Origin of the sequence: Streptosporangium sp. NPDC048047, assembly GCF_040653115.1 — a bacterium.
Taxonomy (GTDB): Bacteria; Actinomycetota; Actinomycetes; order Streptosporangiales; family Streptosporangiaceae; genus Streptosporangium.
This window is the reverse complement of record NZ_JBEZNH010000035.1, coordinates 1-23,509: the sequence shown is the minus strand read 5'-3', so window position 1 is coordinate 23,509 and position 23,509 is coordinate 1. Positions and strand designations below refer to the sequence as shown.

21 protein-coding genes are annotated in these 23,509 nt (G+C 72.5%); 16 read left to right on the top strand and 5 right to left on the bottom strand.

The window, feature by feature from the left end; translation table 11 throughout:
• Nucleotides 1–491: 491 nt before the first annotated feature.
• Genes asnB through AB0D67_RS25985 form a run of 9 tightly spaced genes read left to right on the top strand, consistent with a single transcriptional unit; the run spans nt 492 to nt 12,120 of the window.
• Nucleotides 492–2,321 carry an asparagine synthase (glutamine-hydrolyzing) gene (asnB, locus tag AB0D67_RS26025; protein WP_362940986.1) on the top strand — a complete coding sequence of 610 codons (1,830 nt, stop codon included), beginning with the start codon at nt 492–494 and terminating at the stop codon, nt 2,319–2,321.
• A complete protein-coding gene (locus AB0D67_RS26020) occupies nt 2,318–3,364 on the top strand; it encodes a PrpF domain-containing protein (RefSeq protein WP_362940980.1) in 1,047 nt (348 codons plus the stop codon). Before asnB ends, AB0D67_RS26020 begins: the two co-directional genes overlap by 4 nt.
• Nucleotides 3,343–4,530 carry an acyl-CoA dehydrogenase family protein gene (locus AB0D67_RS26015; protein ID WP_362940975.1) on the top strand — a complete coding sequence of 396 codons (1,188 nt, stop codon included), beginning with the start codon at nt 3,343–3,345 and terminating at the stop codon, nt 4,528–4,530. Before AB0D67_RS26020 ends, AB0D67_RS26015 begins: the two co-directional genes overlap by 22 nt.
• On the top strand, nt 4,518–6,002 hold the full coding sequence (locus AB0D67_RS26010) for a dihydroorotase family protein (RefSeq protein ID WP_362940968.1): 1,485 nt from the start codon (nt 4,518–4,520) through the stop codon (nt 6,000–6,002). Before AB0D67_RS26015 ends, AB0D67_RS26010 begins: the two co-directional genes overlap by 13 nt.
• The gene (locus AB0D67_RS26005) at nt 6,002–7,405 is read left to right on the top strand and encodes an MFS transporter (RefSeq protein WP_362940960.1); all 1,404 of its coding nucleotides are present in this window, start codon (nt 6,002–6,004) and stop codon (nt 7,403–7,405) included. The genes AB0D67_RS26010 and AB0D67_RS26005 overlap by 1 nt, the downstream gene beginning before the upstream one ends.
• A complete protein-coding gene (locus tag AB0D67_RS26000) occupies nt 7,402–8,652 on the top strand; it encodes an ATP-grasp domain-containing protein (protein WP_362940957.1) in 1,251 nt (416 codons plus the stop codon). The genes AB0D67_RS26005 and AB0D67_RS26000 overlap by 4 nt, the downstream gene beginning before the upstream one ends.
• Nucleotides 8,649–9,494: a hypothetical protein gene (locus AB0D67_RS25995; RefSeq protein ID WP_362940954.1), complete on the top strand. Its 846-nt coding sequence runs from the start codon at nt 8,649–8,651 to the stop codon at nt 9,492–9,494. The genes AB0D67_RS26000 and AB0D67_RS25995 overlap by 4 nt, the downstream gene beginning before the upstream one ends.
• Nucleotides 9,491–10,873, top strand: coding sequence for a hypothetical protein (locus AB0D67_RS25990; protein WP_362940951.1), 1,383 nt, complete (start codon nt 9,491–9,493; stop codon nt 10,871–10,873). The genes AB0D67_RS25995 and AB0D67_RS25990 overlap by 4 nt, the downstream gene beginning before the upstream one ends.
• Nucleotides 10,870–12,120, top strand: coding sequence for an FAD-dependent monooxygenase (locus AB0D67_RS25985; protein WP_362940948.1), 1,251 nt, complete (start codon nt 10,870–10,872; stop codon nt 12,118–12,120). The genes AB0D67_RS25990 and AB0D67_RS25985 overlap by 4 nt, the downstream gene beginning before the upstream one ends.
• Before the next feature lie 279 nt (nt 12,121–12,399).
• Here AB0D67_RS25985 and AB0D67_RS25980 read toward each other — a convergent pair whose 3' ends face one another.
• Nucleotides 12,400–13,152, bottom strand: coding sequence for an SDR family oxidoreductase (locus AB0D67_RS25980; RefSeq protein ID WP_362940945.1), 753 nt, complete (start codon nt 13,150–13,152; stop codon nt 12,400–12,402).
• A 301-nt stretch (nt 13,153–13,453) separates the two neighbouring features.
• Here AB0D67_RS25980 and AB0D67_RS25975 point away from each other — a divergent pair, with 301 nt between their 5' ends.
• From AB0D67_RS25975 to AB0D67_RS25960, 4 genes are all read left to right on the top strand, one after another.
• Nucleotides 13,454–14,860 (top strand): FAD-dependent monooxygenase, encoded by a 1,407-nt coding sequence (locus tag AB0D67_RS25975; RefSeq protein ID WP_362940942.1) that lies wholly within the window; start codon nt 13,454–13,456, stop codon nt 14,858–14,860.
• Complete coding sequence (locus AB0D67_RS25970; protein ID WP_362940939.1) at nt 14,857–16,677, top strand: amino acid adenylation domain-containing protein; 1,821 nt, start codon at nt 14,857–14,859, stop codon at nt 16,675–16,677. The genes AB0D67_RS25975 and AB0D67_RS25970 overlap by 4 nt, the downstream gene beginning before the upstream one ends.
• 13 nt (nt 16,678–16,690) lie before the next feature.
• Nucleotides 16,691–18,067: a condensation domain-containing protein gene (locus AB0D67_RS25965; protein ID WP_362940936.1), complete on the top strand. Its 1,377-nt coding sequence runs from the start codon at nt 16,691–16,693 to the stop codon at nt 18,065–18,067.
• A gap of 264 nt (nt 18,068–18,331) precedes the next feature.
• Nucleotides 18,332–18,862 carry a GNAT family N-acetyltransferase gene (locus tag AB0D67_RS25960; RefSeq protein ID WP_362940933.1) on the top strand — a complete coding sequence of 177 codons (531 nt, stop codon included), beginning with the start codon at nt 18,332–18,334 and terminating at the stop codon, nt 18,860–18,862.
• A gap of 123 nt (nt 18,863–18,985) precedes the next feature.
• Here the strand turns inward: AB0D67_RS25960 and AB0D67_RS25955 are convergent, their stop codons facing one another.
• The 4 genes from AB0D67_RS25955 to AB0D67_RS25940 all read right to left on the bottom strand — a co-directional run bounded on the left by AB0D67_RS25955 (nt 18,986) and on the right by AB0D67_RS25940 (nt 21,351).
• Complete coding sequence (locus AB0D67_RS25955; protein ID WP_362940930.1) at nt 18,986–19,786, bottom strand: methyltransferase domain-containing protein; 801 nt, start codon at nt 19,784–19,786, stop codon at nt 18,986–18,988.
• A 92-nt stretch (nt 19,787–19,878) separates the two neighbouring features.
• The gene (locus tag AB0D67_RS25950) at nt 19,879–20,214 is read right to left on the bottom strand and encodes a VOC family protein (protein WP_362940927.1); all 336 of its coding nucleotides are present in this window, start codon (nt 20,212–20,214) and stop codon (nt 19,879–19,881) included.
• Nucleotides 20,215–20,283: 69 nt separating this feature from the next.
• Nucleotides 20,284–20,775 carry a hypothetical protein gene (locus AB0D67_RS25945; RefSeq protein ID WP_362940924.1) on the bottom strand — a complete coding sequence of 164 codons (492 nt, stop codon included), beginning with the start codon at nt 20,773–20,775 and terminating at the stop codon, nt 20,284–20,286.
• Nucleotides 20,776–20,949: 174 nt separating this feature from the next.
• Nucleotides 20,950–21,351: an ATP-binding protein gene (locus tag AB0D67_RS25940; RefSeq protein ID WP_362940921.1), complete on the bottom strand. Its 402-nt coding sequence runs from the start codon at nt 21,349–21,351 to the stop codon at nt 20,950–20,952.
• Between the two features lie 708 nt (nt 21,352–22,059).
• Here AB0D67_RS25940 and AB0D67_RS25935 point away from each other — a divergent pair.
• From AB0D67_RS25935 to AB0D67_RS25925, 3 genes are read left to right on the top strand one after another with little or no spacing between them, the layout of a single operon-like run.
• Nucleotides 22,060–22,881 (top strand): helix-turn-helix transcriptional regulator, encoded by an 822-nt coding sequence (locus AB0D67_RS25935; RefSeq protein ID WP_362940918.1) that lies wholly within the window; start codon nt 22,060–22,062, stop codon nt 22,879–22,881.
• Nucleotides 22,872–23,084 carry a DUF397 domain-containing protein gene (locus tag AB0D67_RS25930; RefSeq protein WP_362940915.1) on the top strand — a complete coding sequence of 71 codons (213 nt, stop codon included), beginning with the start codon at nt 22,872–22,874 and terminating at the stop codon, nt 23,082–23,084. The genes AB0D67_RS25935 and AB0D67_RS25930 overlap by 10 nt, the downstream gene beginning before the upstream one ends.
• Nucleotides 23,085–23,125: 41 nt before the next feature.
• Nucleotides 23,126–23,338: a DUF397 domain-containing protein gene (locus AB0D67_RS25925; protein WP_362940912.1), complete on the top strand. Its 213-nt coding sequence runs from the start codon at nt 23,126–23,128 to the stop codon at nt 23,336–23,338.
• The last annotated feature ends 171 nt before the right edge of the window (nt 23,339–23,509 follow it).

Here is a 23,509-nt window from a genome sequence, read left to right as displayed (position 1 = left end):
CATCTTCAGGGTTGCGGTGCTTTCCCGGGACGGCCGCCGTACCGGTCCGGCCGGGCGGGCGGGAGCCGGCGCCTCCCGGGCCGCGGCGGTGAGGGCCGGGGCCGCCGCGATAGGGGTCGGCGGCGCGCGGGCGGGGCGGGACGCCGGATCGCCCGCCGGGTGCCGGCCCCGGCCGTCCGGGGTGACGGGCGATCACCGCAATCCCAAAGGTGCCCCGCCGTCCGGGCTGCTGCCAGGCTTGCCGCAGAACCGGATCCGCCGGCACGGCCGTCGTGCCGGCGGCGTGGAACCCCGGTTCCGGCGACCGAGGGCGAGCCCCCTACCGGACTCCCCGATCACCCGTAACACGGATTCGGCCGGGCGGGCGGGAAGGCCGCCGGTGCCGGCGGACGTCGCCGCCACCGACGTCGCGACGCCGGGTGGGAGCCACGTGCCGCGGAACGGGGCGGCCGGCACCACGGCGGAGTGGACGGGGAGGAGTACTAACGCGGATGTGCCGCATATACGGATATTTCAATACAACGGCTTCGCCACACGAGCTGAGGACCGCCGAGGCGCTGCAACGCCACGGCGGACCCGACGGCGCGGGACTCGCACGGGGCCCCGGCTACGCGCTGGGCAGCACCCGGCTCGCCATCATGGACCCCGGAGCCGGGCGGCAGCCGTACGTCTCGCCCGACGGCACGATCAAGGTCGTCTTCAACGGCGAGATCTACAACCACGACGCGCTGCGCGAGGACCTGCGCGGGCGGGGGTTCACCTTCCCCGACCACTGCGACGGGTCGATCCTCCCCGCCCTCTACCGGGTGTACGGCGACGCCTTCGCCGAGCATCTCGACGGGATGTACGCGATCGCGGTGCTCGACCTGCGCGGCGCCCCCCGCCTGGTGCTCGCCACCGACGACGCGGGCATGAAGCCGCTGTACCACCGGTGGGACCCGGTGGGACGCACGCTGTACTTCTCGTCGGAGATCCCGTCCCTCCTCGCGTTCGAGGGGGTCTCCACCGCGGTCTGGGAACCGGGCCTCGACGCCTACCTCGCGACCAAGACCCCGTTCGGTGAGCAGACCATGTTCGCCGACGTCAGGGTGTTCCCCCCGGGCGTCACCGCGACCTGCGACGCGGCCGCGGGGCTGCGCCTGCGCGTCCGGGAGCGGACGGCGACGCCGCGGCCGGAGACCGGCTCCGACGGTCTCGCCGAGGTGGGCGGCGAACTGCGGGACAGGCTCCGCCGGGAGGTGGACCTGCTGCTGACCGCCGACGTGCCGGTCGCCACCATCACCTCCGGCGGGCTCGACTCCAGCCTCGTCACCGCCCTCGCCGCGCGGCGGCCCGGGATCCTGCACACCTTCAACATCGCCTACCGGGGACGCTGGCCCGCCGACGAGCGCCACTACGCGCGCGAGGTGGCCGAGCGGGCCGGCGCCCACTACCACCAGGTGGAGATCGACCCCGCGACGTTCCCCGACATGCTGGCCGACGTCGTGTGGCACCTGGGCCAGCCGAACGCCGACCCGATCACGCTCAGCACCTACGCCCTGTTCGGGGCGGTGCGGGACGCCGGGTTCAAGGTCGCGCTCAGCGGGGACGCCGCCGACGAGGTGTTCGGCGGCTACGACCGGATGCGGGCCGCCGCTGCCGCCGCCGAGGCGGGCGCCCCCTGGCGCCGAGCCTACCTCGACAGCCTCGGGGTCCTGCCCGCCGACCGGCGCGCGGGCCTGTACACCCGCGACTACGCGGCGCTGCTGCGCGAGGGGCCGCCCGCCGTCCCCGCGGAGGCGACGGAGCTGCTGGACCGCGGCGGCGGGACCGTGCTGCGGCGGATCACCGAGTTCGAGCTGCGCCACCGCCTGCCCGCCTACCACCTGCGCCGGGTGGACCACATGAGCATGGCGCGGTCGGTCGAGGTGCGCCTGCCGTACTGCCAGCGCGGCGTCGTCGAGCTGGGCCGGGCGCTGCCGGACGGGCTGCGGATCGGCGGCGGGCAGGTCAAACGCGCGCTGTACGCCGCCGCCCGCGGCCTGCTGCCGGAGAGCGTGACGAACCGCGCGAAGCAGCCCTTCACCCTGCCGGTCACCGCGATGCTCGCGCCCGGCTGGCCCCTGTGGGAGTACGCCACGGACATGCTCGCCGGCGACCGGCTGCGCCCCGCCGGGCGGCTCGACCCCGCCGCGGTGCGGGACCTGTTCACCCGGCAGGCGGCGCGGCCGGACGACACCACGGCGCTGACGATCTGGGCGCTGCTCGTCCACGAGGTGTGGCTCGACCAGTTCCGCCTGGGAACGCGCCGGCAGGCGGAGGAGACGGAGATGGCGGCATGATCGGCCACCTCGCCTACGCGGCGGGAAGCCCCTGTCCCACACTGGTGCTCGACGCCAGGCATCTGCCCAGGCAACGGGAGCCGCTGCTCGCCGCGCTCACCGAGGCCCGCCGCTGGCTGGCCGACGCGGGCGGGGCGCACGTGCTCAAGATCGCCCTGATCGAGCCCTCCGCGCATCCGCTGTTCGACCTCGACTACCGGTTCGTCCAGGCGCTGCCGGGCGATCCGTCCGGCTTCGACCTGCGGGGCTCGTGCGGGAACTCGGTGCTGTGCGCCATCACGGCGGCGGCGGAGACCGGCGTGCTGCCCCGGCTCGGACCGGGCATGCGGGTGCGGGTGAACGTCCTCAACAACGGCGACTGCCTGGCCTGCGAGGTCGAGGAGGTCGGCCGGGGGACGACCGGGTTCACGATGCACTTCCTGCACGCGCCGCCCAAACCCGTCTCCCGGCTGCTGCTGACCGGCCGGCCCACGACGGACCTGGACGTGGACGGTGAGCGGGTCGAGGTCTCCCTGGTGTCCGCGGGCAACCCGTACGTCTTCGTGTCCGGATCCGGCGCGCGGATCTCCGGCGCCGACGAGCTGTTCGGCGACGACCCGGAGCTGTTCGACCGCCTGGTGCGGATCCGCGGCGCGGCCGCGGCCCACCTGGGCTGGCCGGCGGAGAGCGTGTTCCCGAAGGTGGCGGTCACCGTCCCGGCCGGGGGCGGGCGGATCGCGGTGCGCGCGGTGTCGGTGCCGACCTGGCATCCCACGCTGGCGCTGACCGGCGCGGCGTGTCTGGGGGCGGCGATCGGGATCCCCGGCACCGTCCCGTGGCTGGCCGCGAAGGAGGCCCGGTACGACGGCGGCGCGATCCACGTCGACACCCCCGGCGGGAGCGTCGACGTCCTGGCGGCCGTGCGCCTGCGCGACCGGGAACGCGAGATCGCCTGGATCACCGTCGGCAACCGGCGGGTCGCCTTCCACGGCTCGTTCCTCATCGAGTCGCTTGCCCATTTCCAGTTCAAGGAGACTGTCGAATGTCTGTCGGTGTCAGCGTGATCGAACCGGGCCCGGTGCTGGAGACGCTTCTCCACTCCGCGGCCCGGACCGCCGTCAGCGGATGGCCGGACGAACAGGCGCTGGCCGAACTCCGCCGCTCGGGGCTGCTCGCCACCGCGGTGCCCGTGGAGTACGGGGGCGCGGGCGGGGACGCGGCCACGGTCAACTCGGTGGTCGAACGGGTCGCCCGGGTCAATCCGTCGGTGGCGATCATCCTGTTCCAGCACTTCGCCGTCACCATGCGCGTCGTCGAGTGGGGGAGCGCCGAGCAGAAGGCCGCGCTGCTGCCCGCGTTCGCGTCCGGCGAGTGCCTGGCCGCCTCGGCGTGGAGCGAGCGGGGCGCGGGCGCCGCCAAGAAGAACATCTCCACGACGGGCGTCCGGACTCCCGACGGCCGCTGGCGGCTCAACGGCGCCAAGTCGTTCACCACCGGGGCCGGGGTGGCGGACATCTACCTCGTGCTCGCGACGACCGCCGCCGCGCACGACGACCGCTCCGGCGAGGACGCCCAGGGCGTCCGGAACGGCCAGGACGCCCGGAACGGCCAGGACGTTCACGCCGGTCAGGACGGTCTGTACGGCTCCGCGGGCCAGTCCTTCTTCCTGGTGCGGGGCGACAACCCCGGCCTGGAGGTGGACCGGTCGCTCGACCTGGCCGGCATGCGGGGGTCGGCGACCGGTTTCGTGAACCTGCGCGACTGCGAGGTCCCCGACGAGGACCGGCTGGGCCCGCTGGGGCAGGCCCCGGCCATCATCGCCGCCGTCCGCGAGACCGGCGCGACCCTCGGCGCGGTGTCGGTCGGCATCGCGCAGGCGGCGCTGGACATCGCGATCGACCACGCCCGCCGGCCGGGCCCGCTCGGCACGCAGGCCGCCAGGCAGCGGCTCGCCGAGCTCAGCGCCCAGGTGGAGGCGGCCCGCGCGATCGTCGACAGCGCGGGACGGAGGCTGTCGGCCACGCCCGGCACGGTCACGCTGCAGAGCAAGCTCTTCGCCTCGGCCACGGCCGAGCAGGTCTGCCTGGAGGTGGCCCGCATGCTCGGGTCCACCGCGTACGTGGTGGGCCACCAGCTCAACCGCCTCATCGCCGACGCCCGCGCGGTGGCGCTGATGGGGCCGACGAACGACCTGTGCCGGGACCTGATGGCGGCGTCATGGACGAACTGAGGACCCGCCCCGACCTGGTGGTGACCGGCGGCCGCGTCGTCACCCCCGCCGGGGTGCGCCCGGCGACCGTCGTCGTGACCGGCGGCCGGATCACCGCCGTGCTCGACGCCGGGGGAGACGATGACGGAGACAGGGGCGGCGGGGGAGGCGGCGTGCCGCCGGACGTCCCCCGGGTGCGGGCGGACGGCTGCTACGTCCTGCCGGGGCTGATCGACTCGCACGTGCACTTCCGCACGCCCGGCCTGGAGCACAAGGAGGACTGGGCCCACGGGAGCCGCGCCGCCGTCGCGGGCGGCGTGACCACCGTCATCGACATGCCGAACACGGTGCCGCCGACCCTCGCCCCGGAGACGCTCGTCGCCAAGGCCGAGCTGGTCGCCGGGACGTCGCTGGTCGACTACCGGTTCCACATGGGGGCCGACCCTCACCGCCCCGGGCTGCTCGCCCGCCTCGACCCCGCGATCGCGACGACCGCCAAGGTCTTCATGGCGGGCCACCACACCGCGCCGACCGTGGTCAGGGATCCGGCCGCGCTGGAGAAGATCTTCGCGGCCGCCGCGATCGGCGGTGTGCAGCTGCTTCTGCACGCCGAGGACGAGTCCATCTTCACCCTGCTCGACCGGTGGAAGGGGGAGCCGCGCTCCTACCTCGACTACGAGCGGCGGCGGCCGCGCAGCGGCGGCATCTCCGCGGTGGCGCGCGTCCTCGAACTGGTCGCCCGGTACGGCACCGCGGCCCACATCCTGCACCTGTCCAGCGCCGAGGAGGCCGACCTGGTCACCGCGGCGCGGGCAGCCGGGCTGCCGGTCACGTTCGAGGTGACCGGCCACCACCTGTCGTTCACCGACGCCGACACGAGCCGGCTGGGCGCCAGGATCCGGCTGTCACCGGCCATCCGCGCCCAGACGGACCAGGACAGGCTGTGGGAGGCGTTGCTGGGGGACGAGGTCGCCTGCCTCGGCAGCGACCACGCCCCGCACACCGTCGAGGAGAAGACCCGGCCGGTCGCGGACGCCCCTCCCGGGCTGCCCGGCGTGCAGGAGCTCGCCGTGGCCGTGTGGACCGGCATGCGGCGGCGCCGGCCGGACGAGGACCCCGACGTGGCCGTCATGCGCCTGGCCGAGCACCTCTCCGCCAAGCCGGCCGAGCTGTTCCGGCTGCCGGGCAAGGGCCGGCTGGAACCGGGCGCCGACGCGGACCTGGTGGTCTTCGACCCCGCCACGCCCTGGATGCTCTCCGCGCACGACGTGCGGTCCAAATGCGGCTGGTCGGCGTACGAGGGGTGGACGATGACCGGCCGGGTGCTCACCACGATCAGGGGCGGGCAGGTGGCCTGGGACGCCGAACGGGGCGTCTTCGGCCGCCCCGAAGGACGCTGGCTGTCCGCCGCCGCGCAGGACCCGCCGCGTACGGAGGTCGTGACACGGGAGCCGTCCCGCGAGGCGGGGGAGCGGGAGGTGACCTCCGCGTGATGCTCAAGGGGATACACCCGAACATCAAGCTCCGCATCGGCATCGGGTTCGTCCAGCGCCTGCTGGACATGATGCTCATCCCGCTGATGATCATCCACTTCTCCGCCCTGTACGGCCCGGCCACCGCCGGCCTGATGACCGTGGTGGCCGCCGGAGTCGCGATCGCGTGCACCTTCCTCGGCGGCTACCTGTCCGACGCGCGCGGGCGCCGCCGCACGATGCTCGTCAGCGAGGTGGGCTGCTTCGTCGCGGCCGTGTGCCTGGCGCTCGCCAACTCCCCGTGGTGGGAGTCGGGCATCGCCACGTACCTCTTCTACCTGGTCAACACGGCCCTGATCAGCGTGGTCCGGCCGGCCAGCGACGCCATGATCATCGACGTGTCCACCCCGGAGACGCGGCCCAGGATCTACGCGGTCAACTACTGGGCGACGAACGTGGCGTTCGTGGTGGGCTCCCTGCTCGCCGGCTTCCTCTACGGCGGGCACTTCTTCCTCATCCTGGCCGCGGCGGCCGTGCTCTCCGGCGGGGTCGCCGTGGTCACCTGGCGCTGGATCTCCGAGACCAGACCGGCCCCCGCCGGGACCGCCGGAGGGACGACCGGAGAGACGACCGCCGGGACGACCGCCGGGACCACCGGAGGGACGGACACCGGGACCGCGGCCGGACCGGGGACCGGGCGGTCCGGCTGGCTGCTGCCGCTGCTGCGGGGCTACGCCGCCGTCCTGCGCGACCGTGTCTTCGCCCGTTTCTTCCTTTCGATCCTCCTGTTCACCTGCATCCAGGTGCAGCTCGCCAACTACATCGGGGTACGGCTCAGCCAGGAGTTCCCGCCGCAGCGGCTCTTCGACGTCGGCCCGTGGGCGCTGGACGTCGACGGGGTCAACATGTTCGGCATCCTGCGGGCCATCAGCACCTTCGTCGTCGTCTGCCTCGCGCTGTCCGCGACGACGATCTTCAGGCGGCTCACCGACGGGCAGCGGATCGGCGGGGGCACCATCGTCGTCACCGCCGGATACATGGTGCTGGCGGTGAGCAACGACCCCGGGGTGCTGATCACCGCGACGGTGGTGTTCGCGCTCGGGGAGATCATGACCTCCCCGACGCGCCAGGCGCTGCTGGCCGACGTGGTCCACCCCGACGCGCGCAGCATGTACATGGCCGTCTACCAGCTGCAGTTCCGGCTCGCCGCGGTGGCCGGCTCGCTGTGCGTGACGCTCGGCACCTTCGTCCCCCCGGCCGCGATGAGCGTCCTGTACGGGGTCTTCGGCGCCGCGTCGTGCCTGCTGATCCTGTCGGTGCTGCGGGCGCGGGCCGCGGGCGCGCGCCCGGAGGCCGTACCGCAGGCGGACGGCGACGCGGGGGAACCGCACACCCGACACGCGACATCAGGGAGCAGGCGATGACCCAGGACAGGACGCTGCTGTTCATCGGCGCCACCACGCGCGCACTCCGGACGGCGAAGGAGTTCGGCCTCGGCGTCGTCCTCCTCCAGCACCCGAACAAGTTCGAGGCCGAACAGGCCGCGCTCGCCGACGTGACGTTCGTCGCCGACTACACCGACTGGTCCGCGGTGCGGCCCCTGGCGCAGGTCGCGCGCGAACACTGGGGCGTCACGGCCGCGCTCGCGCTGACAGATCCGGCGCTGGACGCCCTGGGCCGGGTCAACGACCTGTTCGGCCTCGGCGGCACCGGCTACGAGGTCTGCCGGAGATTCCGGGACAAGTACGAGATGCGCCGGCGGCTGGCGGCGCACGGCGCCCCGACGATCGGCGCCGAGCCGCTGGAGAGCCGCGAGGACCTGACCTCCTTCGGCGACCGGTACGGCTACCCGTTCATCGTCAAGCCCACCGACGCGGCGGCCGGCATCGGCGTCTTCCGCGTCGACGGCCCCGACGGCCCGGACGGCGTGGACGCGGCGTGGCGGCGGGTCCTCGGCCTGCGGGAGACCGGGGTGGACCGCGGCTGCGGCTACCTGTTCCCGCTCACCGGATTCATCATGGAGGAGTACGTCGACGGCCCCGAGTTCAGCGTCGAGGCGTTCAGCTTCTCCGGCCGCCACGTCGTGGTCGCCGTCACCGAGAAGCTCACCTCCGACGCCCACTTCGCGGAGCTGGGCCACACCGTCCCCGCCCGGATCACCTCCGCCGAGGAGGACCTGGTCGCGGCAGCCGCGACCGGCTTCCTCGACGCGATGGGGCTCACCGACGGGCCCAGCCACACCGAGATCCGGATCGGGCCGCGCGGCCCGATCGTCATCGAGTCGCACAACCGGATCGGCGGCGACCGGATCACCGACCTCGTGGAGGCGGTGTACGGGATCGACCTGATCGCCTACGCCGTCGGCCACCCCTTCGGACTGGTCGAGGAACCGGCCGGACGGCCCACGCCCCGCGGCGGCGCGGCCGTGCGGTTCCTGGACGCCGGACCGGGCCGGGTGACGGCCGTCGACGGCCTGGCCGAGCTGCGCTCCCGCCCCGACGTCATCGCCGCCGACGTGTTCGTGAAGGTCGGCGACGTCGTCGGGCCGGTGCTCGACAACAACGACCGGCTCGGCCTGGTCGCCGCGACCGGCCCCGACGGCGACGCCGCCGTCAAGCTGTGCGAGGAACTGCTGGAGAACACCCTGAACGTGCAGGTGGTGAACCCGTGAGCATTGTCATCCTGGACCGGGCCGTCGGCCCGCTCCCGCCGTACGCGGACTGGCTGCGCGACAGCGGCCGGCCGCTCGTCCTGCTGACCGGACGATCCCTCGCGGAGGTCCCCGCCGGCGACTACGAACAGGTGGAATGCCTCCCCGGCTACGCGACGTCCACCGAGGCGGACAGGTTCGTGCTCGGCCTCGCCGAACGCGCCGCCGTCTCGGCGCTCGTGGCGACCGCCACCGAGGACCTCGTCAGGGCCGGCGCCCTGCGGGAGTGCCTGGGCGTCGCCGGGCAGGGCAGGGACGACGCCCTGGCGTTCGCCGACCCCGTGACGACCCGGCGGCTCCTGGCCGAGGCGGGCGTCCCCGCCGTCGGACGCGAGGCCGTGCAGCGGATCTCCGACCTCTACTGGCACGCCCACCGCTGGGGGTACCCGGTGCGGGTCCGGGAGCGCAAGACGTCCGGCTGGCCCACGACCGCGGTCCTGCGCGACGAGGCGGACGTGCGCGCCTACACCCGCGGCGGCCTGGCCCCCGACCTGGTGTCCGTGCCCGCCCTGATGGCCGAGCCGATGACGGACGGCGAACGCCGCCGCCTCGTCGTCATCGGCGGCACGGCGTGCGGCTCCGAGCCCCCCGGCCTGGCGGCCGTCGTGGACGCCGCGCTGGCGGCGCTGCCGACGACGGACGGCTGCCCGTACCTCGTCGAGGCGGTCCGCGGCGGCGACGGGCGGTGGCTGGTCGACACCGTCGCCGTGGACATCCCCATGGACGTCGACGGCGACGACCGCCGCGCGGCGGTCCGGGTGCAGGCAGGGCTCGTCCCCGACAACCTGGAGATGATCCGATGAGCGTCCTGATCATGCACCACCGCGGCACCCTCGCCGCCCACGCCTACGACAGGTGGCTCTCCGACTACGAGGGGGACGTCCTGCTGCTGGCGTCCAGGGAGCACCTCGGCTGGGTCGGCGAGGAACTGCCCACCGGGGAGACCGGCTACAGCCACATGGAGGCCCTGGACGACTACGAGGTCGGCGGCGTGCTGGAGGCCCGCGTCCTCGACCTCGCCAGACAGTACGGCGTGACCCGCCTGTTCACCTGCCAGGAGCACGACCTGGAGCGGGCCGCCCAGCTCCGCGAGATCCTCGGCCTGCCCGGCCAGACGTTCTCCAGCGCCCTGCCGTTCCGCAACAAGCTCCTGATGAAGGAGACCGTCCAGGCCGCCGGCATCGAGGTCGCGGCGCACCGCGGCGTCGAGTGCGCCGGGGACCTCGTCTCCTTCGCGCGGGAGCACGGCTTCCCCGTGGTCGTCAAACCCCGCGACGGGGCGGGCTCCATCGGCGTCACGGTGCTCCGCTCATCCGAGGAGCTCGACGCGTTCGTCGCCGAGAGGCTCGACGTCTACGGGCCGCTCCAGTCGAACCTGATGGTGGAGGCGTTCGTGCCCGGCGCGATGTGCCACGTCGACGGGCTCGTCGTGGACGGCCGCGTCGCCCTCGCCTGGCCATCGCAGTACCTGTTCACGCTGGCGTCCTTCAAGGAGCTGCGCGGAGGCAGGCACGACGTCACGCTGGACCGCGACGACCCGCTGGCGCGGCGGCTGCTCGACTTCACCGACCGGGTGCTGGACGCCCTGCCCTCCCCGCGGAACTTCACCTTCCACGCGGAGGTGTTCCACACCCCCGACGACCGGCTCGTCCTGTGCGAGATCGCCTGCCGTACCGGGGGCGCCCAGACGCGGGGCGTCATCAAGACCATCTTCGGCGCCGAGCTGAACGAGTGCTGGGTGCGCGCGGAGGCCGGCCTGCCGCTGCCGATCGACATCGGCCCCGAACGGCCCGAGCCGGTGAAGATGACCGGGCAGCTGCTCCTGTCGCGCCGGCCGGGCAAGGTCGTCGAGCTCCCGGGGGAGCCGCCGTTCCCCTGGGTCGAGGAGTACAAGATCTCCGTCGAGCGCGGGGAGGTCATGCGGGTCTCCCGCTACTCCGCCGACGTCATGTGCTGCTTCCTCGTCTCCGGCCCGGACCGGGCGACCGTCCAGGACCGGCTCCAGGAGCTGGAGGACTGGTTCCTGGACGGGCTCGTCCTGGAGGAGCTGGAGGACCTGCCCGAGGACGGGACCTCCGCCGTCTCCGAGACTCCCGCCGTCTCCGAGACTCCCGCCGTCTCCGGGACTTCCGCCGTCTCCGAGGCTTCCGCCGGCCCGGAGACGAGCCGGAGCCGGTCGTGACGGGCCCGAGCGCGACGAGCCCGGGTGCGGCGGGCCCGGGTGCGGCGGGCCCGAGCGTGGTGGTGGCCGGCGGCGGCATCGGCGGGCTCGCCCTGGCCGTCGCCCTGCGCGGCGCCGGGATCGGCGTGACGGTCGTCGAGCGTACGGCGCGCATCGCCGAGGCCGGCTCCGGCATGGTGCTCTACCCCAACGCGATCACCGCCCTGGACGCCATCAGCCTCCGCCTGGGCCGTGCCGTGCGCGCGGCCGGGCACGAGGCCGTCCCCGGCGACACCAGGCCGACGCTGACCTCCGGCGGCACGACGCTGGCCATCGACGCGATCGGGGAGCTCACCCGCCGCTTCGGCGCCCCGCAGGTGACCCTGCTGCGCTCGGCACTGCAGCACGCGCTGCTGGACGAGGCCCTGGCCTGCGGCGTCGACCTCCGTACGGGCGTCCGCGTCGAGGACCACACCGACCGCGGCGGGCACGTCGACGTGGTCCTGTCCGACGGCTCCGTCCTGACCGCGGACGTCCTCGTCGGCGCGGACGGCGTCCGCTCCGGTGTCCGCCGGCGTCTGTTCGGCGACAGCCCGCTCCTCTACCGCGGCTACACCTCGGTGCGGGGCAGGACGAGAAGGTCCGGCGTCCACCCCAACGGGTTCATCGCCAGCGGCGACGGCGTCGACCTGTTCGCCGGGCCGATCGGCGGCGGGCACCTGTACTGGGCGGCCAAGATCGTCGCACCGTCCGGGGTGTGGCCCGCGATGGGCCCGGCGGCCGCGATGCCGGCCCTCCTGGACCTGCTCGACGGGTGGCACGACTCCATCGCGGAGATCATCCGCGACGCCGACGCCGACGGGATCGTGGTGACCGACATCGTGGACCGCGACCCCATCCCGTGCTGGACCTCGGGCCGTGTGGCCCTGCTCGGCGACGCCGCCCACCCGATGACCCCCGGGGTCGGGCAGGGCGCCGGCATGGCGCTGGAGGACGCGGTGGTCCTCGCCCATCACCTGCGGACGTGCCCCGACGTGCCGGCCGCGCTGGAGGCGTACTCGGCGGCCCGCGCGTCCCGCGCGGCGGACGTGGTGCTGCGGTCGCGGCGCACGGGACGCGTGGACAGGGAGTCGGGCGCGGGCGAGGCGTCGGGCGCGCCCCGGGACTTCAGCACCCAGGACGAGGGGCCCATGACGCTGTTCGGGTGGCGGCCCCCGGGCCACGTCGAGCCCATTGCCGAACCCGTCGCCGAGTCCGTCCCGGTGTGACGCGCGTGACATGTGCGGCACGCGCCTCCTGCGTGCCGCACATGTCATCCGTCATCCGTCATCTGAAACGGCGGATACGGCGGATGCGGAACATGGAAACGTGTCGCACGAGAAAGCGGCCGGACGTCATGTCCGGCCGCATCGCGGATTTCACAGCTTTCACAGCTTTTACGGCTTGCACGGATTTCGCGGAGAGCACGGGGAGACGGCGGGTGCCGCCGCCTCCCCGGAAACGCCCGACGGTCCTCGCGGAACGGCTCGAAGCGGTTCTTCGGCGGATCACATGGGGACGGAGGTCGTGAGACCGCCGTCCACCGCGAGCTCCTGGCCGGTGATGTAGGAGGAGCGGGGCGACAGCAGGAACAGCGCGGCGTCCGCGACGTCCTCGGCTGCGCCCAGCCGGCCCAGCGCCACCTGCGCGCGGCACGCCTCCTGCGCCTCGGGGGTGTTGGAGATCCCCTCGAACATCTCGGTCACGATGTAGCCGGGGCTGATCGCGTTGACGCGGATGCCCTTGGCTGCCAGGTCGGGGGAGAGGGTGCGGACCAGGTTGATGACCGCGGCCTTGGTCGCCGCGTACACCGAGGTGAACGCCAGACCGCGGTGGGCCAGCCAGGAGCCGTTGATCACGATCGCGCCGCCGTCGCCCATCAGCGCCGCAGCCTTGGCGATGGTGAAGTACACGCCCTTGAAGTTGACGCCCACCAGGGCGTCGAAGCCCTCCTCGGTGACACCGGCGCTGGGGGCGAAGTCGGCGATCCCCGCGTTGGCGAAGACGCCGTCCAGCCGGCCGAAACGCTCCCCGATGAGGGAGAAGAGCCGGTCGAGGTCCTCGGTGCGGGAGACGTCGGCCGCCACGGCCAGGACGCGGTCACCCGCGCCGAGCTCCTCGACCGCCTTGTCCAGGCGCTCCTGGCTGCGACCGGCGATCACGACCTGCGCGCCCGCCGCCAGGAGCTTCTGCGCCGTGGCGAGGCCCATGCCGCTGCCGCCACCGGTGATGAGAACTGTTCTGTTCGCAAACTCCGTCATGCGGTCAGAATCACACGCGGGCGTTTCCGCGACATCCTCGGAATTGCGCTCCTCCTTCTTTCTCGATCGTCTTTACGGCGGCATGCCGCGCCTCCTTTCCGGTCCGCCGGATCCCCGTCCTTCCGGGTCCGCCAGGCAGCATTCCAGAAGATGCCCGGTGTAATTCCGGATGTGACGCTGTAGCGGATAGAGCAGCGGACCGCCCGTCTCACGGAGAAGGGCGGGCGCCCCGGCCGGCCGTACGGGACCGGCGGGCGACGACGGATCGCTGAAGGAAATCTTGAGCCGAGGAGGCGCTCCAATGGGTGATGTGGCAAAGACCCGTGCGGTGGTGCTCGGTGGAAGCCTCGCTGGGCTGTTCGCGGCCCGGGTGCTCGCCGACGCCTATGACGAGGTGCTCATCGTCGACCGCGACGTCCTGATCGGAGTGGAGGGGCCGCGCCGGGGTTGCCCGCAGAGCCGCCACATCAACGGACTGCTGGCCCGCGGCCAGCAGGTCATGGAGGAGCTGTACCCGGGGATCACCGAGGAGCTGTTCGCCGACGGCGTGCCCACCGGCGACCTCGCCGGGAACGTCCGCTGGTACTTCCACGGCAAGCCCATCAAGCAGCAGCACGCCGGCCTGGTGTGCGTGGCCGCCAGCCGTCCCAAGCTGGAGCATCACATCCGTGAGCGGACCCGGGCGCTGACCAACATCGCCTTCGCCGAGCGGCACGACATCCTCGGCCTGGAGACCACGCCCGACAACAGCCGGGTCACCGGCGTGCGGGTGCAGCCGCTGGAGGAGGAGGGCGCCGGCGAGAAGGTCATCGACGCCGACCTCGTGGTCGACGCCACCGGTCGTGGCTCGCGTACCCCCATCTGGCTGGAGGCCCTGGGCTACGCCCGGGTCGAGGAGGAGCGGACGAAGATCGGTCTGGGCTACGTCACCCAGCACTACCGCCTGACCGCCGACCCCTACCACGGCGACCTGTCCATCAACCCGGTCGCCTCGCCCGAGCTGCCCCGCGGCGCCATCTTCACCAAGACCGACGGCGACCGGGTCGAGCTGACCACCTACGGCATCCTGGGCGACCACCCGCCGACCACCCAGGAGGGCCTGTACGAGTGGATCAAGTCGCTCGCGGTGCCCGACATCTACGACGCCCTGCAGCACGCCGAGCCGCTGGACGAGCCGGTGGCGTTCCGTTTCCCGACGACCCTGCGCCGCCACTACGAGAAGATGACCCGCTTCCCCGACGGCCTGCTGGTCACCGGCGACGCGGTGTGCTGCTTCAACCCGGTGTACGCCCAGGGCATGACCGTCGCCGCGCTCAGCGCGCTGGTCATCCGCCAGCACCTGCACACCGGCGCGGCCCCCGACCCCTTCCAGTACTTCTCCGACCTGTCGCGCAACGTCATCGACCAGCCGTGGGAGATGACCCACACCGTGGACCTCAGCTTCCCCGGCGTCGAGGGTGAGCGGCCCCTGCAGCTCCGCGTGGCCCAGGCGTTCCTCGGCCTGGTGCAGACCGCCGCCACCCGCGACGGCGTGGTCGCCGCCGCCTACATGCGCGGCGCCGGCCTGATCGACGGTCCCGAGGCGCTGATGCGGCCGAAGATGCTCGCCCGCATCCTGTGGAACGCCCTGCCCTGGGGCAAGCCGGCCGCGCAGCCGCGCCGCAGCCCGTCCACGCCGGCGGAGAAGCCCAAGGCGTCGGTGTCGTGACCGCCTCCCCGGTGACGGCCGCCGTCTTCACCGGGCGGCCGGTCCACGAGCTGGTACGGCGGCACGCCCGGGCGACCCCCGACGCGGTCGCCGTCACCGGGGAGGGACGAGGAGTCTCCTACCGCGACCTGCTGCGGCGGGCCGACGCGGTCGCCGGCGTCCTGCGGGACGCCGGCGGGGTGCGCGGCCTGCCGGTGGCGGTGCGGATGGACCCGGGACCCGGCCTGGCGGCGGCGGCGCTCGGCGTCCTGGCCGCCGGCGGCCACCTGCTCTGCCTCGACACCTCCGAGGCGGGCGGGCGCAGCAGGGCGGTCCTTGAGGACCTGCGGCCGGCGTTCCTGCTGCTCGACGGGGCCGCCCCGGCCGGGGACGACCTCCTGAGCTGGTACCGCGACGCCCTGGGCGGAACGGTCCTGGACGCCGGGCCGTCCTCGGGCTCCGCGGCGTCGCCCCTGCCGTCACTGGGAACAGGCGGGGACGTCCGGACCGGTGTGGACGCGGATCCCGCGGCGGGGGAGACCCCGGAGACGGCGGACGCGGCGGGCGGCCATCCGGACGGGCGGGCGGACGACCGGCTGGACGGGTGGATGTACGTCACCTACACCTCCGGCTCCACCGGCCGCCCCAAGGGCATCCCCCAGACCCACCGCGGCTTCGCGCAGTTCATGGACTGGTTCACCGCGGAGTTCCGGATCGGCCCCGGGGCCCGGACGGCCCAGTGGGCGGCGCCCGGCTACGACGCGAGCCTGGTGGAGATGTTCGCCCCGCTCATGTCGGGTGCGACCCTCTGCCCGGTCCCGGCGAAGCTGCGGGCCAACCCGGAGAAGCTCGCCGCCTGGCTCGCCGCCGAAGGCGTCACCCACCTGCAGACGGTCCCGAGCTTCGCCCGCCGCCTGCTGGAGGCCGTCACCGCCCCCGGCGCGCGGCCGCCCGCCGCGCTCGGCTGCCTCCTGCTGGCCGGGGAGGCGCTGACCGGCGAGCTGGCGGACGGCGTCCGCGCGGCGCTGCCCGCCGTACGGCTGGTCAACCTGTACGGCCCGACCGAGTCGATCCTGGCGGCCTGGCACGAGGTGACCGGGACGGAGGGCGACCGCGTCCCGATCGGCCGGCCCATCCCCGGCCGGGACATCCTGGTGCTGGACGGCCGGGACCGGCCCTGCCCGGACGGAGCCGTCGGCGACCTGGTCGTCCGCAGCCCGTACGTCACGCCGGGATACGTCGGCGCGGCGGCCGGGGACCTGTCGGGCTTCCGGCCGCCGCCGGGCGCGCACGGGCCGGACCGCTTCTACCGCACCGGCGACCGGGGCCGCCGCACCGAGGACGGGCTGCTGGAGTTCCACGGCCGCCGCGACCACCAGGTGAAGGTCAACGGCGTCCGCCTCGAACTCGGCGACGTCGAGTCGGCGCTGGCCGCGCACGACTCGGTGGCCGAGTGCGCGGTGGTGGCCGTCCCCGGCAGACACCGGCAGGTCGCCGGCCTGGCCGCCTACATCGTGCCGCGCGACCCCGCGGCCGGCGACGCGACGCCGGCCGCCTGGCGGGCCGCCCTGCGCCGGTGGTTCGGCCGGGCCACGCCGCCCGTGACCTTCACCGTCGTCGGCCGCCTGCCGCGCACCGCCGGCGGCAAGGCGGACCGCGACACGCTGCGCCGCCTGGCGGCGATCCCCGAACCGCCCGCGCCCGGCCCTCCCGGCCCTTCCGCGCCGGAGCAGAGCACGAGGGGACCGGCAGGAGTACGGCCGGCACCCGTCCGACGACGCGACCCCGACCTGACAGAGCAAGCAGCATCCCACGAAGCAAGCAGCACGCCGGCATGAGGAGCCAGGAGCAATGAGCGTTTCCGAGGTGCCAAGCCTGACCGACGACATCCCGAGCGACGGGCCGGACCGCGTCCCCCTGTCGTTCAACCAGGAGTTCCTGCGCGCGTTCGACAAGGGAGACGAGGAGGGGCCGTTCGGCCCCCGCTACACCATCGTCTGCGGCTGGCGGCTCACCGGGCCCCTCGACCCGGCCGCCCTGCAGCGGGCCCTGCACGACGTCGTCGCCCGGCACGAGGCCCTGCGCACCGAGATCCGCCGCGGCGAGGACGGCCACCAGCTGATCGCCCCGCCCGGCCTGGCGCGGCTCGACGTCCGCGACCTGTCCGGCCTCGCCCTCGCCGACCGCGACCTGGCCGCCGAGCAGCTGCTCAACGAGGTCGAGGCCGAGCCGTACCCGATGAGCGACCTGCCGCTGTTGCGCGCCGTGGTCGGCCGGTTCGACGAGCGCGACGCGGTGCTCGCGCTGATGGCCCACCACACCGCCGTCGACGAGTGGTCGATGCGGGTCCTCATGCGCGACCTGGCCGCCCGGTACGCGGTCCGGAGCGGGCACGACGCCGAACTGCCCGATGTGCCGCAGTACCGCGACTACGTCGCCTGGGAGCGCTCCGGCGTGGACCCGCAGTGGCTGGGCAAGGCGCAGGCGTACTGGCGGGAGAAGCTGGACGGCGCCCACATGCTGGGCACGAAGACCGACCACCCCCACTCGGCCGGCCTGCCCAAGCTGACCGGCTGGCGGCGCTTCACCTTCCCCGCAGACGTCACCTCGGCCGTCCAGCGGATCGGCAAGGAGACCCGCTGCTCGCCGTTCATGGTGCTGCTCGCCGCCTACGTGCGGTTCCTCCAGGAGAAGACCGGGACCGACGACGTCGTCATCCCGACCTTCTCCTCCGGCCGCGGCCCGGCGCGGTTCCACGAGACCGTGGGGTCGTTCTTCAACTTCATGCCGTTGCGGACGGACCTGACCGGCTGCGACGACTTCCGCGACGTCGTCACCCGGGTCCGGACGAGCTGCGTCCAGGCCTACTCCCACGACATCCCGTTCGGCCAGGTCCTCCAGCAGGCCCCGGAGCTCATGCTGCCGGTGATGCAGGACGACATGGCCCTGGTCGCCTTCCAGGTGTTCCGGTCGCCGTTCCCCTCCGAGCGCGGCACCGCCGGGGATCTGGAGTACTCGGTGATCCGCAGGCGGCTGCTGTCGCAGCCGGTGGGCGGCGACATCCCGGACGGCGCGATGTGGCACCTGGAGCTCGAACCCGGCGGTGAGATCGTCGGCTCCATGGCCTACAACAGCAACCTCTTCGACCCCGCCACCATCGACGACATGGTGACGTCGTTCGGCGCCGTCCTGCGCCGCCTGGTCCTCCCCTCCGGCGAAGAGGGCTGACCCCGGCCCGTCCCGCCTTCCGGTGAGAAGAGCCGACCCCGGCCCTTCCGTGCCTCCGCCGATGAGGGCCGACCCTGCCCTCCGCACCCCGGCACACCGCGCCGGGGCCGTCCATACGACGGCCCCGGCGCGTCCGGTCTTCTCACGAGATCGACCGGCTGGTCCGGTGTGCGGTACGCCGGAGGCATGACCGGCCGGTGACCGTACCCCGGTGACCTGAAGGGCGAGGCTCATCCCTCGACGCCACCGCGTAGGGTCTCCTCCATGAAGGGCATGATCAAGATCCGTGAGGCGGGGCCCGGCGACGGGGACGTCCTCGGCGAGATCCACGCGACCTCCTGGGGCGTCTCGCACGGCCCGCTGTGCACGCCGGAGGTCGCCGCCGCCGGTGTCCAGGAGCGGCGCACCAAGTGGAACGCCATCCTGGCCCAGGACAGGGCGGAGAACGAGGACACGATCCTGATCGCGGTCATGGACGGTCGGCCGGGAGCCTTCGCCCGCTTCGGGGCCTCCTCCGATCCCGGTCTCGCGGAGATCCACACCTTCTTCGCCCACCCGGACGTCTGGGGCAGCGGTCTCGCGGCGGCCCTGCTGGTCGCCACGCTGGGCCGGCTGCGGGAGGGCGGCTACGACCGCGTGCACCTGTGGACGCTCAGGGACTCGGCCCAGGCGCGCCGTTTCTACGCCAAGCACGGTTTCGGCGAGACCGGGAGACGACACGACCACGACTTCGGCGAGGGTCCTCCGATCGCCCTCATGGAACTCGTGCGAACCGTGCCCGGCCACGGCCTGTGACGCGGACCGTGGTCGGCCTGGTCTGTGTCGCAGACCGTGCCCGGCCCGGTCTGTGACGATCAGACCGGGTGGCCGCCCCGACGTGCGGAAACCCGGCCCGTACGGTCTCCGCCGCCCGTCCGGTCAGGCGTCGGCCCGGGGACGCCGGGCGACGGTCAGCAGGTGGGCGCTGACCCCCAGGAGCGAGGGCACCGACTCCATCGACCGCTGGGCGTCGAGCAGGAGCCGGCGGCGCTCCGGGTCGTCGAGCCAGTCGTCGACGTCTCCGTACAACCAGAAGGCGCCCTCCAGCCCGTACCGCTCGGCGCCGGGGAGACCCGCGTCGGCGAACTCTCCGGGGACGGCCTCGGGGTCGTGGAGGTAGGCGGGGAAACCGTGCCCGGGGGAGACGATGTGCCCGTCCCGCACCGCCGCGTGCGCCGCCTCCCGCGGCTGTTCCTGAGCGTAGAAGCCGGTGAGGACCATGTCGTGCACGGCCGCGTGGCGGTTGATGGTCGCGGCGGCCACCGTGCCGCCGGGCCGTACCGCGCGCCGGGCCTCGGCCAGCGCCCGCACCCGGTCGGCGCGTTCGGTCAGGTGGTAGAGCGGGCCCAGCAGCAGCACCGCGTCCACGCTCGCGTCCGGCACCGGCAGTTCCCGCGCGTCACCCGGCCGCGCCGTCACCCCGGCCAGCTTCGAGGCCCGCTCCACGTGCAGGGGCACCGGGTCCAGCAGTTCGACGTCGTAGCCTTCGGCGGCCAGCCACTCGGCGTGCACCCCGGTGCCGCCGCCCACGTCCAGCACCCGGGCCGGAGCCGGGGGCAGCGTACGGCGCAGCACGTCCTGCGTCCGCCAGAGCTCCAACCGGCCGTACCCCGTACGGAGCCGGCCGTCCTCCCTGTCCTGCCCGTAGTAGGCGAGCAGCAGTTCCCTCGTCACAGCCATACTTGATCATGCTGTGCCCCGTTCGCCCCAGGCAAACGGTTTGTCCTCCGTCGCGCCACCTGACGCGCCGGGCGCGCCTGATGCCGCCGGGGTCATGCCCCCGAGAACACGATGCCGTTGCCGTCGGGGTCGGTCACGACGAGGATGCGTGAGGCGGTGACCTGCCGGACTCCGGGATGATCTATGCCCTCACGTGTCAGCCTGTCGGCGAGGGCGTCCAGGTCGGACTCGTCCGCGACCATCGTCGAACGTCCGGCGCGTTCGGGGTCCTCCCACAGTTGCACGCCGAAGGTCGGAGCCAGATGCCACTCGGCCATGCCGTCCATGGGCCGGGCGTCGGCGTCCCTGCCGAACAGCTTCGCGTACCATCCGACGGCGCGTTCGAGGTCGACGATCGTCATCTGCGCGAGCAGTCGAGTTACAGCCATGCCTCACCTGCTGCCCGCTCACCGGAGCGTCATGCACGACGCCGTACTACCGGAGGCGGCCGGTGACGGTCAGGAGGCCGGGAATCTCCTGACCGCGGCGGACAACCAGACGGCCAGCGCGGTGACGGCCATGACGGCGATAGCGATCAGCGCGGGAAAGTACCAGCCTGGGAAAAGAGACCCGAGAACGACGTCGAGGGCGAAATAAAACAAGATCACGTAAGTGCTCAACAGAGCCAGCACGAGAGTGAACAGGTATGCCGTGCCGACGGCCGTGCACAGCACGAGGCCGCCGACGGTGGATCGACGGTTCAGCCGGCCACCCGATACGGCCACTACGGCCGCCTCGACGGCGAGGATGAGAGCGATGCCGAGCAACATTCTCCGCGCCGACGCGATCTCCCCGTCCAGCTGGCTCGGCAGCAGCGGATTTTCGTACATGGAGTCGAGCCCCGCCCGGACGGCCGACTGGAGTGCGATCAGGGTCACTCCGGCGTACAGCAACGGCGCCGCCAGAGCACACAGCAGAGCGAGCGAGCGCTTCGGATGTCGAAGTTTCATGATCGGTTGGACGGCCGACTCGAATTGAACGTTCCATGACGGATCACCTTTTCGACGCCTGAGCCGGATTCTTTCCGCCGCTGGAAGTGCCGGTGCGCGGTCCGTCATGGAGGCAGATCGATGGACGGGCACCACTCTGGACAGCCGGCGCGGTATCACCCCTACCGGGGCTCTTCACCGCGGAAGGTCCCAGCGGGCCCAGACGGTTTTGCCGGGGGTGTCGGGGAGTGGGGTGACGCCGAAGGCGTCGGAGAGGGCTTCGACGATGGTCAGGCCGCGGCCGTGGACGGCGTCGAGTCCGAGGTTCAGGCGGCGCGGCAGTTCGGGGCCGCGGTCGGACACCTCGACCCACAGCGTCCCGTCCTCGGCGCGGAGGGTGAGCCGGACCAAGGGCTCGCCGTAGGAGATCGCATTGGCCAGGAGTTCGCCAGCGGTCAGGACCACGTCGTCGGCGAGGTGGCCGAGGCTCCAGGCGGTGAGCGTCTCCTGCACCAGGCCGCGTGTCTTGCCGATGACCGACAGGTCGTGGGGGAGTGTCCACTGCGCGGTGCGCGGGCCGTACGGCGTCACGGGCATGGCGTCTTCCGGGGGTGACGGTGGGACGGGTGCCGACAGGGGAATGGCTCGGCCGCCGCTCGGACCGGCCGGAGCGGCGGGGGAGGGGTACGGTCCAGCGGCGCGTTCGGCGCCGCGCATCAGGCGGCGCAGTCCGTCGGCGCCGGAGGCGTGCACGATCAGCGGTTCAGGGGCGGGCCAGGCGGCGACGGCGTAGAAGCGGCGGGTGCCGACGCCGTACCAGACGGTCCAGGCGGGCTCGGTCTCGTCCAGACGCCGGGCGGAGTCGCGGTGGGCGCCGTCCCAGGGATGAGGCCGGGCCGTCGTGACGGGTGCGCCGCGCCGGTGCCGTCCGCGCCGGGCCGGGGGCGGGGCGGACGGCTCGGGGCGCTCCGGCTCGCTCGTGTGGGGGTTGCTGGAAGGTGATAAACCCGTGCCCGTAGAACGGCCGGGTCGATCGCCTGGACCGGTCGGATCCGCTCTTTCGATGGCCATTAGTTCCTCCTTTTCCGGACATTTACGCCGGTTCTCTCGGAGATCTAGAAGGCGACTCTTCTAGATAGATGAAAGGGCCCCAGTGCGGGATCTCCCACGAGACGTTTCCCTTCACAGGGTGCCCCCGAATGGCTACGTTGGGTATGGAGGCCGGAGCACACCAACACGACATCCTGTGCTGAAACTGTGTTTTCTGTGCTGGTAGTGTGCTATCCCCTCCCGGAGGGAGCTGAAATGTCCGAGTTTTCAAAAATTGACTCCGAGGCGAAACCGCTGGAGGTCTTCGGTGCCGAGGTGCGCAGGTACCGAAAGCGGGCCGGCCTGACGCAGGATCGACTGGCGGAGCTCACCATGTTCAGTCAGAGCTTGATCGGCTTCATTGAGAGGGGGGAGCGGACCCCCAGTCGCAGCTTCGCGCGTAGCTGTGACGACGCCTTATGCGCGGGTGGGGAGTTGATCCGACTGTGGGAGAGTGCCACCCGGGCAGCGAGTCCGCAGTGGTTCCGCGGATGGCTGGATATCGAGAAGGAAGCACATACCCTGCACACCTGGCAGCCGATCGTCGTTCCAGGGCTCCTCCAGACGGAGGAGTACGCACGAGCGGTGTTGCGAGGGAAGCCAGGAGCGGAAGGCCATGAGGTGGAGAAAAAGGTGGTGGCCAGGATGGAACGGCAGGCCATCTTCTCTCGCTCAACTCCGCCGATGCTTTGGGTCGTCCTGGATGAGGGAGTCCTTCGCCGGCCGATCGGAGGAAGAGAAGTAATGCGGCGTCAGCTTGAGCGTCTCCTTATCGCCTCGTCGTCACCTAGGATCGCCGTTCAGGTGCTACCGCTGGAGCTTGGAGTGGCGACAGGAGTTCTCGGTGGATTTGTCATAGCGCAACTTCCAGGGGCCAGGAAGACGGTTTATCTCGAATCTGCCCTGAACGGACAAGTAACTAGCAGGTCGGAGGATGTGGAGGCTATACAGGCCGTGTACGACACGATCCGAGCGCAGGCACATCCCCGGCACGTGTCCATGGAGTTGATCAGAAAGGCAGAGAAACTATGGACCTGAATGATGAACTGGAGACGGCGGCTTGGCGCAAGGCCACCAAGAGCGGTCCTAACGGTGGCGACTGCCTGGAGGTGGCTCCGTTGTCCGGTGGGTGGGTGGGGCTGCGTGACACCGAGGCCCCGGGGCGGGCGCCGTTCGTGGTGAGTGCGAGTGTGTGGGACGCGTTCATCGATGGTGCGAAGAAGGGCGAGTTCGACTTCTGATCCCGTGCCTCGGTCGAGCTGATCAGGAAGGCAGAGAAGTCGTGGAGCTGAGCGAGGAGCTGAAGACCGCCGCCTGGCGCAAGGCCACCAAGAGCGGATCCAACCAGGGCAACTGCCTGGAGGTGGCTCCGCTGTCCGGTGGGCGGGTGGGGTTGCGGGACACCGAGGCTCCGGGGCGGGCGCCGTTCGTGGTGAGTGCGAGTGTGTGGGACGCGTTCATCGACGGTGCGAAGAAGGGCGAGTTCGACTTCTGACCCCTCGGGTGCGAGGGAGCCCCCCGGCGTCGGAGGGCTCCCCGGTCACAGAGCCACCTGTCGTGGTGAGTCGGTCCCAAGGGGAAGATGGCCGCGCATACCCGCCCGAAGGCCGCCCTAGGGCCTGTACGGGGTTGAGATCAGTGGGATTCGCCTGCGCGATGGTTTGTC